This window comes from Mesorhizobium sp. P2_H9, assembly GCF_056403215.1.
Map to the genome: position 1 here is coordinate 91619 of NZ_JBFUFX010000014.1, position 14302 is coordinate 105920.

Sequence of the window (14302 nt, forward strand, 5' to 3'; positions counted from 1 at the left end):
CGATTGCCGGTCTTCAGCGCGAACGGTGAAGCGCGCCAAACGCCGTGTTCATCGAGGCCCGCCCGAAACGACCGCAGCCATCCGGCTGAGGGCTCCCCGAGTGCGGAACAGGTAATGGACCGGAGGCAATATCGCCAAGGTGGGGTCCAAGCCGAGGCTGTACCTCAATAATCCGATCCCTGCAGACAGCTTGCCCCTGTAAAAATGCGATGCCGCCGACCAGAAGGCCGTCGCCGCGATCTGCCGCGTGGCACTGCGGTGCAAACCTTTCGCGCCGGCGATGTCCCAGCCTTCCTGGCAAAAGAAGCTGTTGAATGCCGCCTCGCGCTCCTGGAGGTCCCTAAGTTTATCATCCCATAGTACACTCAGCTGGTTCGTGACATGCATGCGCTGCGCCACGAGTGCTCCGCGCAGCTTTGCAACGGCCCCCATGCAGGCAAGCCGCATGACCATTTCCAGATCATCCATATGTGTCAGGTTGGCGCGGTAGTGGCCGACCGATTTCTGGACGAGTGTACGGACGAGAATCGCATGCGCGCCGGAGTTTTCTCCGGCAGTACCACAGCATTGGCCTATATAGTCGCGTCCGCTCAACAGCGTCCCACCCTCAGGCTGCGGCTCCAGTTCCGGTGGTATGTCACCTACGAAAGGTTTCGAACTGGCCCCGAGGACGAAGGCCGCTTCCGGGCAGCGTTCCAGAACCTCAATACCGCTGCGGAGCGCGCCGGGCACAAGAATGTCGTCGGCACACAGGATCATGAAATAGTCAGCTCGCGCCCGATCGATACCCTCGTTGAAAGACGCGTGAGGCCCAAGATTGGTCTCGTGGCACACGACCTCGATCCTGCTGTCCTTTTCGGCCAGCCGACGCGCAACTTCGATGCTGTTGTCGCTGGAGGCATTGTCGATGATCAGTACCCTGAGATCGTCGACATCCTGGGCGACAATGCTGTTCACGCATTGCGGCAGGTAATGCGCGTAGTTGTAGCACGGAATGACGACATCGACGCTGGTCACTTCATCTCCTTACGCCCCAGCAGCAGGGGACCTGACCGCTGCGCGAGTTCGTCGCAACACGGCATCAGCACCGGTGCTGCCGAGTATAGAGCGGCGGGCCAGTTGCGCATTTCGGCAAATTGGTTGGGCAGATACAACATTCGGCCTAGGGTATTCGATGTCCCGCTTGCAGATCGCGTAGCGTATTTCCAGCCGCGTGCATGCCCAGGAGATCCTTCCATTGCTGCAGGAACCGATCCTTGGTTGCTGCCGCCGCCGTGGTGCGCAGCAACCCGCTGGTCCGGGCTTTCTCCGCAGAGCTTCGCGAAAGCGCCTTCCGCATCGCATCAGCGATCGCGGCGGGATGGTTCGGCCGCACCTCCAAGCATTGGCCTCCCACCGCCTCTACAAGCGCACTGTCCGCGGACACTATCGGCAGCAAACCCATGTAAGCGGCCTCCAGAGCCGGCATCCCGAAACCCTCGAGAAGGCTTGGCAGCACGAATGCCTCTGCGTTTGTATAGAGCCCGCGCAACTGTGCATCGGGCACGTAGCCCATGAGCCTTACGCCGGCGATGGTTGAAGCAAGTTCCGCGATTTCTTCATGTGCGTCGCCACGCGACCCACACAACACGTATTCTATGCCTTCACGCTGGAATCCGCCGTCCCTATACGCCCTCAGGGCGGCGATCTGGTTCTTGCGGGTTTCGAACGCCCCCACGGTAAGAAAATACCGACCGCTCAAGCCGGGGACAGTTTCGGCCGGGCCATCAAACAGTTCGGTGCGCAAATACAGTGGGATTGTTGCCAGGAACCGGAAACCGGAACCAAAAAGAGAGTTGAATTGCTTCGCAGAAAAATTGCTGACGAAGACGACCCCAGGCTTGATGCGCCGGATTTTCTCGTAAGCAAGGTGGTAGTTGGCGCAAGTCCGTTCGCAGTAGAGGTCGCTATGCGTCAGCGGACCGACATCATGGCACAGGACGATATCATTCTCTGCCAGGCGTGACCTCAGGACGTAAAGCGGATCCAGGAAGAGCCGGAAGCCGCGCTCATCGACTTTGTCACCGATCAGGAAGATTTCGCTGTCCCGGAGCCAGTTGATTTCCAGCATCATCAGCCTGGCGACTATCTTGCGGGCAAGACCTTCGGGTGCGAAGGAACCCAGCCGCCAGTAACGGACCTTGGCCCGGTCAGGGACAAGTTCCCGGGTGAGATCCTTGGCAATGTGGTAGGCGCCGGTCCTGTTTAGGATCGACAGAGAGTTGTCGAGAAGAAGCATGTTGGCGGATGCCCGTCGGCTCGTGGCGAGTAGGTCGTGCGGGTCGGTCTGTTCGTTCACCGTGCGCTCCTGGAGATCAATCCGCAGGCTGGCAACCAGTCAATCGCGGAACTCGCCGAAATCGGCGTCGACCTGAACCATGAGTTCGAGGTATTTCCAGGCGATCCACCGCCAGGAATAACTGCTCGCCCTCGCGTGCCCCTTGGTGATCAACCGCTGCCGCAAGTCTTGGGCGAGCATCAGCAGGCGGACAGCCTCGGCCCACGATTGGACGTCGTCGGGATCGGCATAGAGAGCCGAATCTCCGCAGATTTCAGGAAGGCATGGCGAGGTCGAGGCCACCACCGGGCAACCAGATGCCATCGCTTCGACGGCGGGTAGCCCGAAACCCTCGATGCGTGACGGAAACAGGAAGCACAGGGCGCCTTCGAGCGCCTTCTTGAAGTCGTCGTCCCCTATGCGGCCAAGCAGGACGATGTTGCCGGGCATTTCCGGGACATAGCGCAGGACCGTGGTCTCATCGACATCGCCTGGCATCCAGAGATCGAGACCCATCTCATCGAGAAGCGGGGCCAGCTTGGCGAGAAGCTCCATGTTCTTGTATTCCTGATCCCGCCTTCCAAGGCAGAGGACGTACGGCCTGCCGCGGTCGACGGCCAGCGACGATCTCGCCGCATCCCACCTCTTCGCATGGTCGCTGCCGTTGTAGGTGACGACGATGTTTTCGTCCGGCGCGATGCCAAAATCTATCAGATGGTCGCGCGAGAGTTGCGAGACGGTGGTGATGCGGGCAGCCCGCCTGCCGAGCGCCGGCAGGATCAGGCGATGCGCCCAGCGGAAACCGAGCCCGTAGCTCGACGGCATCAGCCTGGTGTGCATATCGTGGATGCATGCGATCTGGCGCCGCAGCACGACGGGAGCGAGGTTGCAGAAGCTCAGCAATCCTCCCGGCACGTGCCAGGGTAACTGCGCCTGCACCCAGAATTGCGGCAGTCGTGGCCTGCTGAATTCAGGAACGACCCGGACGGGGATGGCATCGAGGCGGAAAGGTTCCGAAAGCGGGCGCGGCACCACGAGATCGATCTCCAGGTCGCGACCGAGCGGATGCCCTTCCGAAAGGAGGGCGTCGAGGGCCATGGTCACCTCGCGGGCGTAGCGGGCAACGCCGGTCGGCCGAAGCGTCGTGAAGTCTCCGTTTATCGTCCAGCGTCGTCTTGGCGCATCCCGGTCCGACCACGCCCAGGCGGGATGCCCGATCGCGGATTGGGCAGCGTCGGCAGGCGATCTCGCCAGTGGTTTCTCGGCGCGGTGGCCATTCAACCGCCCGGCAGGTCTTGGCGCCGCCGCCGCCGTGCCGAACTCGAGCTTGCCCATGTCCACCTCCCCCAGTCCTTTCGGCGCCCTGGCGAGACTAGCATCCCGTGCGACACTAAGGTCCTCAGACGTTTGAGGTAGGCACACAGTCCGACCTCGCCTATCCGGATGATTCCCGGTTAACCGGATGACCCGATGGCCATGGTGACCAGGCGTCTTCGCAGCCCCACACTGACGGCCACAAAGGGGGGCCGCCATGGCACGGCGCTGGACAATCAATGGGCGTTTTCTTTCCCAGCCGACAACAGGCGTCCAGCGCTATGCGCGCGAGGTCGTCCGCGCGCTCGACGCCTTGATAGCGGAACAGGCCCCCCTCGCCCGTGGCCTGGAAGTCGGACTGCATTGTCCCCCCGGCTCCGATAAGATCCCTCTGGCCATCATCGAGCGCCGCGAGATCGGCCGCACGAGCGGCCATATCTGGGAGCAGACGCAACTCCCGTTGTCGCTCGACGGAGGCGGACTGCTCAGCCTCTGCAACACGGGACCGCTGCTTTCCCGAAAGCATATCGTCTGCATCCATGATGCAAACGTCTGGAATGCGCCGCAAAGCTATTCGCGTGCCTTCAGGAGCTTCTACAGAGCGTTGCTGCCATGCCTCGGCAAGACGGCGTGGCGTGTTTCGACGGTTTCGGATTACTCGCTTGGCGAACTGGTCCACCGCGGCGTCATCCCCGCGCAACGGGCTTTCGTAGCCCCGAACGGCCATGAGCACGCCACGCGATGGACGCCTGAACACTCGGTCAGGACACGAATGGCGGCCTCGCGGGAAACCATCGTCATGATCGGCAGTGCCGCACCCCACAAGAATGTGGGGCTTGTCCTGGACATGGCTGACCGCCTTGCCGAAGCCGGGCTCAGGATCGCCATTGTCGGCATGTCGGATTCGCGCGTTTTCAAGTCAGGACCAACCAGCACAAAAGCCCAAAACATCCAGTGGCTCGGCCGCATTTCCGATGGCGAGTTGGCTGCCCTCCTCGAGGACTCGCTATGCTTGGCTTTCCCCTCGCTCACGGAGGGTTTCGGCCTCCCCGCCCTCGAGGCAATGGCGGTCGGCTGCCCGGTGGTGGTTTCCGACCGAGCTAGCCTGCCTGAAGTTTGCGGGAACGCAGCGCTGTTTGCTCCTCCGGACGACCCGGAGGCATGGTTCGACCGTTTCATGCAGTTGCGCAATTCTGAAGCCCTGCGGCTCCAGATGATAGGCAAGGGACGGGCGAGAGCCTCGGCATACAGCTGGAGAGCGACGGCCTTGCGCTATCTCAAGGCGATGGCGGCCGCAGACGGCGTCGACACGGAAACGAAGGTCGTCAGGGCTCGCCAGTTCACGTGATCTCGTGCAGTGCCTGGACCGCCCCGAGCGATTCCAGGATGGCGCGGTCGAAGTTGTCTTCGGAAAAACGTTCTGCATTCCTGGCGCAGGAGCGGGGCGCGATGACATGGCTGTTCTCTTCGAACCGCTCGACTGCCTCCTTGAGGTGATCGACGGTTTGAGCCTTGAACAACACCCCTGTCGGCTCGGGCGATGACCCAAGGCGCCGCACAATGTCGACCGCCCCGCCACGGCCGAAGGCGATCAGCGGTGTTCCGCAAGCCTGCGCCTCGGCCAGCGCTATACCAAAATCCTCACAGCCCGCAAAGACCATCGCCTTTGCGCGTGCCAGGGTGTTCACATAGTCTTGCCGGGGCAGATAGCCCGAGAAGGTAATGTTCGGGCCGGCAAGCGCCCGCAGGGCGGCTGATTGCTGCCCTTCGCCAACGATGACCAGCCGCCGCGACGGCATCTCGTTGAAGGCCCGGATGACGAGGTCGGTGCGCTTGTAGGGCGCGAGGAAAGATGCCGAGACATAGTAGTCATGCTTGTCCTCGACACAGGGCAGTTCTGCGAGGGCAACCGGCGGGAAAACGACGCGCGCCTCGCGCCCGTAAATGTGCTGGATACGGGAGCGGACATAATTCGAGTTCGCCAGCATCATGTCCGGACCGTGCGCGGTTCGCGTGTCCCACGTCCTCAGACGATGGAGCATATACCGGTAGAGCATTCCCTTGGGGCCAAAGCCAAGGTGACCCTGCTGCAGATAGGAAAACTGCTCGTCCCAGGCGTAGCGGACCGGGCTGTGCACATAGCAAAGATGCGGTTGGTCCGGCCTGGTGATCACGCCACGCGAAAATGCGGCCGAAGACGAGATCACCGCATCGTAGCCTGTCACGTCGAACTGCTCGATCAGGAAAGGGCAGAAGAAGAAGAGCGACCGATAGAATTTCTGCACCATCGGAATCCGGTTGGCAGCGGACGTATGGAATTCCACATCGCGGAAGTATTGCTCCTTCACCTCGGCCGGCAGGAAATCGAAAAGCGTGAAGACTTCGGCATTGGGGAACTGCTTGCAGATTTGCGCCAGAACCCGTTCACCGCCCCGGAAATTCGGGCACCAGTCGTGAACGACCGCTATCTTCGCGTATCGGTCGACGCGAAGCTCCGGCACGGCCGGCAACTCCTCGATGGGCACATCGACCTTGGTCGCGACCGTCAGATCGGAAGAACGTTCGTGGAGCATGGGTCCCCTCGCACCAGCAGACCCGGCAGTCTCCATTCCACGTCATGGTCCCGGCAAGTTGTCCGATCGGCTACAGGCTGCTCCGCACACGCGCCGGCCTAGTACTTCCGGCTGTGTATCGTGCGATGGGAATACTCCAAAAGCCGGTGTCAGGAGGTAGGCAAGCTCATTCCGTCTCCTTTTATGCAGGCTGTTTCGGCCCCCTTGTCGGTCTAGTTTCGGCGGAAACCAAAGCTGGATCGAGCATGAGACTTGCAGTGATCATCCCGACGCTTGGCCGCAGCGGACAAGTCGCCCGCTTGCTCCGGCATTTGGGTGGCCAAACGAGGCTTCCCGACGAGGTCATATTGTCGGCCCCCGACGCCACACATGTTGAACTGCCGGAACGCAGTCCTTTTCCCGTGTCACTCGTTTTCGGACCGAAAGGACTGGCTGCCCAACGCAACAAGGCCCTGGTCCCGTCCCTGGGGCGCTTCGACATCATTACGTTCTTCGACGACGATTTCGTTCCGTCCTCCGAATACCTGGAGCAGGTCGAGCAGGCTTTCGCGGGGAATGACGGATGGGCTGTGGTGATGGGCAGGGTCGTCAGGGACGGGGCAACGAATGCAGGCCTCACCTGGCAAGATGCCGAAGCCGCCCTGCGGGAGGCCAACGACAAAACGCATCATGGACCGTTGGTGGTCGATCATGTCGGGGCTTACGGTTGCAACATGTCCGTCCGTTCCTCGCTTGTGGGCGATTTGCGTTTCGACGAGCGCCTCGTCCTCTACGGCTGGCAGGAAGACATCGACTTTACCAGCCAACTGAGGTCCAGAGGCCGCGTGGTCTGCGTGACCTCGATCACGGGCGTCCATCTCGGCATCAAGTCGGCGCGCACCAGCGGAACGCGGCTCGGTTACTCCCAGGTTGCCAACCCGATCTACCTGATCAGGAAGGGCTCCGTTCCGGCCTCCTTCGCGCTGCCCCTGATGTTCAGGAATATTGCGGCCAACCTCGCGAAGAGCCTGTGGTCGGAGCCGTATGTCGACCGAAGAGGCAGGCTCAGGGGCAACATGCTCGCGATCCTGCATGTCGCCAAAGGGCGGATCGAACCCGAATACATCCTGAAAATCTGACGCGGTGAAGACAATGCGGAAATGGTTTGTGACGGTGGCGGCTTCATTGGCGGCGGCGACTATGTGCTCCTTGCCGGCGGCGGCGGCCGAGTATCTGCTCGGACCTCAGGACAAGGTCAGGCTCAAGGTTTACGAATGGCGCGCGTCACGCGATGTGATCTTCGAATGGACGGCGCTCAACGACAGTTTCGTTGTCGGCGCCGACGGCACGCTCTTCCTTCCATTTGTCGGCCAGATACGTGCGCAGGGCACCGCCCCCGGCGACCTCGCTCGCGCGATCGGCGACCGCCTGATGCAGCACATGGGCCTAGGCCGCCAGCCGGATGTCGCCGTCGAGGTCGTCCAGTACAGGCCGTTCTACATAGTTGGCTACGTTACGCAGCCCGGCGAGTTTCCCTACAGGCCCGGCCTGACGGTGCTGCAGGCGTTGGGCATCGCCGGCGGCCTGCGGACACACGAGGAAGACATGTCGAGGCTTGAGCGTGAAGTCATCTCGGGCCAGGGCGACGTGGGCTTGTTGGCGCTGAGCAACGTCGGTCTGCTCGCGCGCAAAGCGCGGTTGGAATCCGAACTGGCTGGCAGCGACGACGTCGCTTTCCCTGCGGACCTGAAAGACAGGGCCTCCAACGAAACGGTCGCGCAGGCGATGGAGCAGGAGCGTAAGATCTTCGCCGTCCGAAAGGACGCGATGACGACGCAACTCCGTGCTCTCCACGAACTCAGGGATTTCCTGGAAAAGGAACTAGCTTCGCTCGAGGAGCAACTGACCTTCCACGACAAGCAAATCGAACTCATCCAGAAGGAACTCGCGGGTGTTTCGACCCTTGTCCAGAAAGGTCTGGCTGTTGCGCCACGGGAACTCGCTTTGGAGGGGACGGTCGCACAGATGCAGAGCGACAGGCTGGCTGCCGAGACCTCGCTTTTGCGAGTCAGGCAGGAGATTAGCAGGACCGACATCGAGATCCTCAACCTCGGCAACAACCAGGCCAGTGAAGTCGCCGGGGCCTTGCGCGAGACGCAGCTGCAGCTCAATGAGGTTACCAGCAAAGCCGACACTGCGGTGCAGTTGCTCCACGACACCGAGGTCACCGCCCCTGCACTTCTTGCCCTCAGGGAGCGCTCCCAAAGGGCCAAGCCGATCTTCAAGATCGTGAGGACGACGGACAGCGGCTCGGAAGAACTCACGGCTGAGGAAACGACGCCGATCGAGCCAGGAGATACCGTGAAGATCGAGATCCCGCCGCCGCAGTCGGGCCTGGCTGCCCTACCTGTAAGCGGCGGCATTCAGGCGGCGACGATTCCGGTTCAGGGTACCAATTGATCAAGCTTGCATGGTCCAGCAAGGGCGGCAGATCGCTGCGTTCCATTGGTATGGGTACTGGAACCGCGGCTGCTGGAAGCCGCCAAGCGGACCATCTGTGCAATACCCCTGGCAGCACTTGCCTTGCACTTTGAGGCCGCATATCAGTGAGCACACACACTAGGCCCCTTGGACCCCTGACGGAACCTCCCTGCCGCAGTGAGCCATCAGTCCTGCGGGCGCCACTGGAGATGTCGGTGCTCATGAGCATAATTGCCGTATCGGCAGCAGGCGTGCTGATGGGATTGCGGTTCAAGGTTCCCGCCCTGATAGCGGCGACTGCTGTGCTTCTCGTCGGAAGCTTTACCTGGAATGGCCTTGGCTTGCCGGGCCATGTGACCGCCACCAAATTGTTGATCCTGGTATTCGTATTGGCTTGCGCCTACGTCATCGGCCTGTCCCTGTCCGTCCGCCGGAAGCGGGACGAAACCTAGAGCAGCATGATCCCGAAAAAGTGGGAATCGGTTTTCGGAAAAGATCATGCTCGAACAAGAAGATAGAGCCCCATCCCGATTCCAGCGGGATGGAACAGGCTCTAATCCTTCGGGACTTCAGGAAGCCCTGTCGAAGCGCATCACTGCGAAAATAGTCCTGAACAAGATCACGACGTCGAGCCAGACCGACCAATTCCGCACATACTGGCTGTCCAGCGCCACGCGGCTGGCATAGTCCATGCTGCTTCTTCCACTCACCTGCCAAAGCCCGGTTAGTCCCGGCCTTGTCCGAAGGTATTCCCCCAGGTGGTCGCCATAGCGGTTGAGTTCGTCCTTCACGATGGGCCTTGGGCCCACGCAACTCATGTCGCCGCGGATGATGTTGAAGAGCTGGGGGAGTTCGTCGAGGCTCGACTTACGCAGCATCCACCCAAGGAGCGTGACCCGGGGGTCGTTCCTGATCTTGTGGGTCTCCTCCCACTCCATACTGAGATCAGGATTGGCTTCGAGATATGCTTTCAGAACTTCTTCTGAATTGGCAACCATCGAGCGGAACTTGTAGCAATTGAAGGGCTTTCCGCCGAATCCGACGCGGCTATGCGAGAACACTGCCGGGCCTCCTGCCGTCATCCTGATCAGCAGGGCAACGACGATCATCACAGGCGCAGCCATGACAAGTGCCGTGGACGCTATGACCAGATCCATGATCCGCTTCAGGAGACCTCCCAGAGGTGGGTTCGTCGTTCCTGCCCTGATGCCAGGCGACATCTCCGTCAACACTGCCCCGGCACTGTTGTGGTCGGCCGCGGGAACAACGTGCAGGACTGCCGTTCGGCCTTCAGCCGCCACGGGCAGAGGTGGCTGAATCCAGATCGGGGTTCCCTGGTGCGACTCGAAGGCGTTCGTTGACATTGTTTCGAATGCTGTTTTGCTGTTTCGAATTGTTCTCGACACTGTTCCAAGGTCGGGGCTTGTCGGCAAGAATGGCAAAGGAGGTAGCGTGACGCTCCGGGGCTATCCCCCTAATCCCAAGGAATGATCCCCCTACACGCTTTTGCGACTTCCGAAGGAGGAATATCTCGCTACCTGTTTCATGCTTTGCGGTGCTTGGACGTCATCGCACGGGCCCTGGTCAGGAGTACGCCAAGTACCGGCGTCCTGCTGGCCTGCAGCGTCCTGACAAGCCCCCGCAGCGTTTCGACATGTGTCTTGCCCCACTCGGCAACGATTACGATGCCATCCAGGACCGATCCGACAATCAGTTCGTCGGCGCCTGAGGCAAGTGTCGGCAGGTCGACGATGACGATGTCGTAGGCGGCAAGTTCGTGGGCGGCAAGGTCGCAATCGGTAAGCTCCGAGAGGAACGCCTCCATATTGCCTGGTGCCAATAGATGCTTGGCGCCCACTACCGTACTTGGAAGCATGTCGAACGGCCGCCCCGGAGCGCGGACAATGTTGAGCCGGACAGGATCCTGGAAGGGTTTGAAGGCGCCCGATGGACCGAGCAGCCGCGTGGTCATGGTCGGTCGCCGGACGTCGGTGTCAATCACCAACGTCTTCATCCCGGACATCGAGTAAAGCGTGGCAAGATTGGTGGCGACGGAGCTCTTCGAACTGTCGTTGGATACAGCAGTCAACCCAAGAAACTTGATCGGGCGGCTGGTTTGCGCAAGGCTGATTTCGATTCGCGCTTTCCTGAGGCTGTGGCTGTATTCGGAGTGCGGATATCTCACCACTTCGTCGACATGGCCGGATTCTCCTCTCCAGCTGGCGGGTGGTAGTTCTCCAATGCATTCGATACCCAGATTGTCCCGGATCTGTCGTGGCGACCTTATGGTCCAGTCGGACGTATGCCTTGCAAACGAAAGTCCGATGCCGAGAATGAACCCGGCAGCAGCCGCGAAGGCCAGTATTAGTTTCGGCCTTGGAGCGCTCGGAAAGAGCGGCGCCGTCGCAGCCGTGATCACCCTTGCGTCGGCAACGGGGTAGGACTGCTGGCTCACCGAGTTGGTGTAGGCCTGCAGGAAGCTCTCGTACATCTTCTGATAGGTTTCAGCAGTCACCTCAAGTTCTTCGAGAGTCGGCACAGCGTTCGCCCCACCTTCCCCATTGGCTTCATCGCCGACGCTATAGTCGTGCCGCGACCGGAACTCCTGCGCCTTCGCCATGGCCTCGTTCATCTGGGTACGGAGCTGCTGAAGGCGCATCTCGAGCCACGCGCCGCCTTCCTTTGCGGAGTCGGTCTTGGTTTCGATCTGCTCACGCACGAAGGCATCGGCCGTGGCGTTCGCAATCCTGGCTGCACCCTCAGGATCAAAAGAGGTGAAGGATATGTCTATCGCGTAGGAAACGCCGACCCTGCGGATGTCGAGGCCGTTGCGGAAAATAAACATGCTGCGCCGAGACTTTTGGTAATCAGTCAGCGTCGCAGGCGTTTCAGGCACGCCTAGGCCGACATGCTCCCAAAGCGAGTCGAACCAGCTGCTTTTCCGAAGCCCGAAAGCGTCACGCAGGACTGCTCCCATCCTTCTGAATCTCTCCCGAAAAGTCGGAGCCTGCGGACGGTTGAACTCGGGGTCATCGACGAGCTTCAACTGGTCGATGACCATCGCAGCGATCTTTTCCGACTGCATCACTGCGATCTGGCTTTCCACTTGGGCGGTATCCAATGACAGATTTACTTCGCCGCCCTCCTGCAGGTGTTGCGGCAATTTCGGCTCGATCAGGATCTGCGCGCTGGCGGTGAAGGTAGGGTCGGTGGTCAAATTGTAGAAGCCGGCCACCAGGAGCGCCGCGGCAAGGCAGGCGATAATGGTTCCGAGATAGCGCCGCAGAAATTCGGTTACGTCGGAAAGGCCGATGAACTCCTGGTCGGCGGAAGCCTGCTGGTCCGTTGTCGAGGGCCATTGATTGGGAAACATGCGGTTCATTCAACGTCCCCTGCAGGCATGCGGGGAGATCCAGCGCACACGCTGTCCCCATGCAGGCGATCATGGCATTCGGCCGATGTTTTCATTGAAAGCTGAGGCCCCGCGATCCCAGACTGCCGCGAAAGACTACGCCTGCGCCGCGGAAGGTAAACGCCGCCAATCGGCGTATGGGCCCTACGCCCCATGGGAAGGAACAATGCGCAGCAGCCCTGCTCTCGTCCTGTCGACAAATGACATCTGCTGTTCCAGCGAGACCTGCCGTTCGTGGTTGAGCGCCAGGTTCCGCGCGAGCGTATCGATCCGCGCGGACATGCGTTCGGGCCCCTCGCCATTTTCCAGCGCCTCCGAAGAGAAGGCCGCGCAGTCCGTCATCCTTTCCACGGACGGACGGAGTTCCGCGGATTCCCTCTCGATTTCCAGCTGAATGACCGCGAGAAGCCGAGCCAGGCGACCGAACCGCCTTTCGTCGACATCCTCGCGAAACGAGAACCTGAATGCGGTCAGCGGCATCTTGCAGCCCACCCTTGTCGCCAGCGCCCGACCGGGGCGCACCCTTCCCAGAATACAAGCCCCCCATGCCTGGACGAGACATCCTTTCGGCCATCGGCGGGCATGCTCCTATTGGATGAGGGGGCGCGACCCAGTGCATTGGGGCTACTCGAATTCATGAAGGGGCCTGCGTCCGGCAGCGTGCTACGACTGTTCCCGCAATTGCAGAGCGGAAAACCGCGACCATGAACATAGTCGGCCAAGCCACGCCAAACACATTCACCTTCGAAACCAGTGCTCTCATCAAAGCCACTGGCTTCCGGGAATACGACGCGCGCTGGTGGTTCGGGCATCCAGGCTCGGAGAAAGAACCCGAACTCAACCTGATGGGCGTGCAGGCGATCGGCATGGGGCTCGGCACCTTGATCCGCCGGATGGGTGTCGGCCCTGACATCGTCACTGGCCACGACTTCCGCAGTTATTCCATGGCCATCAAGATGGCGCTGGTCTCCGGCCTGATGGCCGCCGGCGCGCGCGTCAAGGACATCGGTTTGGCACTTTCTCCCACAGCCTACTTCGCCCAGTTCGCACTCGACGTTCCGTCGGTAGCCATGGTGACGGCCTCCCACAACGAGAACGGCTGGACCGGAGTGAAGATGGGCGCGCAAAGGCCCCTGACATTCGGCCCGGAGGAGATGACAGCCTTGAAAGCGCTGGTGCTGGACGGCGATTTCGATCTCATAGGCGGGGGAAGCTATGAACTCGTGCCAGGATTTCGCGAGAGATACATCGAGGACCTGACAGCCGGAAAGAACGTCGGCCGAAAGCTGAGGGTGGTGGCTGCCTGCGGCAACGGCACCGCGGGCGCTTTTGCGCCGCAGGTGCTTGAACGCATCGGCTGCGAAGTGATCCCGCTGGACGTAGAGCTCGACCACACCTTTCCGCACTACAACCCCAATCCCGAAGACATGCAGATGCTGCACGCGATCCGGGACAAGGTTCTGGAAACGGGCGCCGATGTCGGGCTCGGCTTCGACGGCGACGGCGACCGCTGCGGCGTAGTCGACAACGAGGGTAACGAGATTTTCGCAGACAAGGTCGGCGTCATGCTGGCGCGAGACATTTCCGGGCTGCATCCGAAATCCGTCTTCGTGGTGGACGTCAAGTCGACGGGACTTTTCATGACGGATCCCGTTCTCGCGCAAAACGGTGCAAGGACGGATTACTGGAAGACCGGGCATTCCTACATCAAGAGGCGCGTCGCCGAACTCAATGCCATAGCTGGTTTCGAGAAGTCGGGTCATTTCTTCTTCAACCCGCCGATCGGACGCGGCTACGACGACGGGCTGCTCACCGCGATCGCCGTCTGCGAGATGCTCGACCGCAACCCGGGCAAGACCCTCGCGGACCTTTACCGCGATCTGCCGCTGACCTTCGGCACCCCAACGATGTCGCCCCACTGCCCCGACGAGGTGAAATACGGGGTGGTCGCGAAAGTTGTCGGGGAATTCACGAAGATGAAGGGGGATGGGATCGAATTCGCCGGCCAGCCGCTGGCCAATCTCGTCACAGTGAATGGAGTGCGTGTCGTTGCCCAGGACGGCACGTGGGGTCTGGTGAGGGCCTCGTCGAACAAACCGGAAATTGTCGTCGTGGTGGAAAGCCCTGTCTCGTCGGAGCGACGTCGCGAGATGTTCGAGGCTCTCGATGCCGTGCTGCGCCACAATCCAGAGGTCGGAGTCTACAATCAGACATTCTGAGAGGAAC

The 14302-nt window shown here is 60.9% G+C and carries 12 protein-coding genes; 5 read left to right on the forward strand and 7 right to left on the reverse strand.

What is annotated here, in order from left to right; genetic code table 11:
* Positions 1 to 48: 48 nt before the first annotated feature.
* The 3 genes from AC1DXN_RS24855 to AC1DXN_RS24865 all read right to left on the reverse strand — a co-directional run bounded on the left by AC1DXN_RS24855 (position 49) and on the right by AC1DXN_RS24865 (position 3652).
* Entirely contained in the window at positions 49 to 1017 is a 969-nt protein-coding gene (locus AC1DXN_RS24855; RefSeq protein WP_477269894.1) for a glycosyltransferase family 2 protein, read from the reverse strand.
* Between the two features lie 145 nt (positions 1018 to 1162).
* Positions 1163 to 2338, reverse strand: coding sequence for a glycosyltransferase (locus AC1DXN_RS24860; protein ID WP_477269896.1), 1176 nt, complete (start codon positions 2336 to 2338; stop codon positions 1163 to 1165).
* A 39-nt stretch (positions 2339 to 2377) separates the two neighbouring features.
* Positions 2378 to 3652, reverse strand: a complete 1275-nt coding sequence (locus AC1DXN_RS24865; protein ID WP_477269898.1) for a glycosyltransferase family 4 protein — start codon at positions 3650 to 3652, stop codon at positions 2378 to 2380.
* 196 nt (positions 3653 to 3848) lie between these two features.
* Between AC1DXN_RS24865 and AC1DXN_RS24870 the strand changes: the two genes are divergently transcribed.
* Positions 3849 to 4979 carry a glycosyltransferase family 4 protein gene (locus tag AC1DXN_RS24870; protein ID WP_477269900.1) on the forward strand — a complete coding sequence of 377 codons (1131 nt, stop codon included), beginning with the start codon at positions 3849 to 3851 and terminating at the stop codon, positions 4977 to 4979.
* Here the strand turns inward: AC1DXN_RS24870 and AC1DXN_RS24875 are convergent.
* Positions 4972 to 6204 carry a glycosyltransferase gene (locus AC1DXN_RS24875; protein ID WP_477269902.1) on the reverse strand — a complete coding sequence of 411 codons (1233 nt, stop codon included), beginning with the start codon at positions 6202 to 6204 and terminating at the stop codon, positions 4972 to 4974. The genes AC1DXN_RS24870 and AC1DXN_RS24875 overlap by 8 nt on opposite strands.
* Before the next feature lie 245 nt (positions 6205 to 6449).
* Between AC1DXN_RS24875 and AC1DXN_RS24880 the strand changes: the two genes are divergently transcribed.
* From AC1DXN_RS24880 to AC1DXN_RS24890, 3 genes are all read left to right on the forward strand, one after another.
* Positions 6450 to 7322, forward strand: a complete 873-nt coding sequence (locus AC1DXN_RS24880; RefSeq protein ID WP_477269904.1) for a glycosyltransferase family 2 protein — start codon at positions 6450 to 6452, stop codon at positions 7320 to 7322.
* A gap of 61 nt (positions 7323 to 7383) precedes the next feature.
* Positions 7384 to 8643, forward strand: coding sequence for a polysaccharide biosynthesis/export family protein (locus tag AC1DXN_RS24885; RefSeq protein WP_477270007.1), 1260 nt, complete (start codon positions 7384 to 7386; stop codon positions 8641 to 8643).
* A 230-nt stretch (positions 8644 to 8873) separates the two neighbouring features.
* Positions 8874 to 9116 carry a hypothetical protein gene (locus AC1DXN_RS24890; RefSeq protein ID WP_477269906.1) on the forward strand — a complete coding sequence of 81 codons (243 nt, stop codon included), beginning with the start codon at positions 8874 to 8876 and terminating at the stop codon, positions 9114 to 9116.
* A gap of 117 nt (positions 9117 to 9233) precedes the next feature.
* Here the strand turns inward: AC1DXN_RS24890 and AC1DXN_RS24895 are convergent, their stop codons facing one another.
* The 3 genes from AC1DXN_RS24895 to AC1DXN_RS24905 all read right to left on the reverse strand — a co-directional run bounded on the left by AC1DXN_RS24895 (position 9234) and on the right by AC1DXN_RS24905 (position 12556).
* Complete coding sequence (locus AC1DXN_RS24895) at positions 9234 to 9821, reverse strand: sugar transferase (RefSeq protein ID WP_477269908.1); 588 nt, start codon at positions 9819 to 9821, stop codon at positions 9234 to 9236.
* 386 nt (positions 9822 to 10207) lie between these two features.
* Complete coding sequence (locus AC1DXN_RS24900; protein WP_477269910.1) at positions 10208 to 12046, reverse strand: GumC family protein; 1839 nt, start codon at positions 12044 to 12046, stop codon at positions 10208 to 10210.
* A 174-nt stretch (positions 12047 to 12220) separates the two neighbouring features.
* Positions 12221 to 12556: a hypothetical protein gene (locus AC1DXN_RS24905; RefSeq protein WP_477269912.1), complete on the reverse strand. Its 336-nt coding sequence runs from the start codon at positions 12554 to 12556 to the stop codon at positions 12221 to 12223.
* 224 nt (positions 12557 to 12780) lie between these two features.
* Here AC1DXN_RS24905 and AC1DXN_RS24910 point away from each other — a divergent pair, with 224 nt between their 5' ends.
* Positions 12781 to 14295, forward strand: coding sequence for a phosphomannomutase/phosphoglucomutase (locus tag AC1DXN_RS24910; RefSeq protein WP_477269914.1), 1515 nt, complete (start codon positions 12781 to 12783; stop codon positions 14293 to 14295).
* Positions 14296 to 14302: the final 7 nt, after the last annotated feature.

Coding starts and splice junctions, on each gene's coding strand:
- AC1DXN_RS24865 (WP_477269898.1), bottom strand. CDS start 3,652: ATGGGCAAGCTCGAGTTCGGCACGGCGGCGGCGGCGCCAAGACCTGCC.
- AC1DXN_RS24870 (WP_477269900.1), top strand. CDS start 3,849: ATGGCACGGCGCTGGACAATCAATGGGCGTTTTCTTTCCCAGCCGACA.
- AC1DXN_RS24875 (WP_477269902.1), bottom strand. CDS start 6,204: ATGCTCCACGAACGTTCTTCCGATCTGACGGTCGCGACCAAGGTCGAT.
- AC1DXN_RS24880 (WP_477269904.1), top strand. CDS start 6,450: ATGAGACTTGCAGTGATCATCCCGACGCTTGGCCGCAGCGGACAAGTC.
- AC1DXN_RS24885 (WP_477270007.1), top strand. CDS start 7,384: ATGTGCTCCTTGCCGGCGGCGGCGGCCGAGTATCTGCTCGGACCTCAG.
- AC1DXN_RS24890 (WP_477269906.1), top strand. CDS start 8,874: ATGTCGGTGCTCATGAGCATAATTGCCGTATCGGCAGCAGGCGTGCTG.
- AC1DXN_RS24895 (WP_477269908.1), bottom strand. CDS start 9,821: ATGGATCTGGTCATAGCGTCCACGGCACTTGTCATGGCTGCGCCTGTG.
- AC1DXN_RS24900 (WP_477269910.1), bottom strand. CDS start 12,046: ATGAACCGCATGTTTCCCAATCAATGGCCCTCGACAACGGACCAGCAG.
- AC1DXN_RS24905 (WP_477269912.1), bottom strand. CDS start 12,556: ATGCCGCTGACCGCATTCAGGTTCTCGTTTCGCGAGGATGTCGACGAA.
- AC1DXN_RS24910 (WP_477269914.1), top strand. CDS start 12,781: ATGAACATAGTCGGCCAAGCCACGCCAAACACATTCACCTTCGAAACC.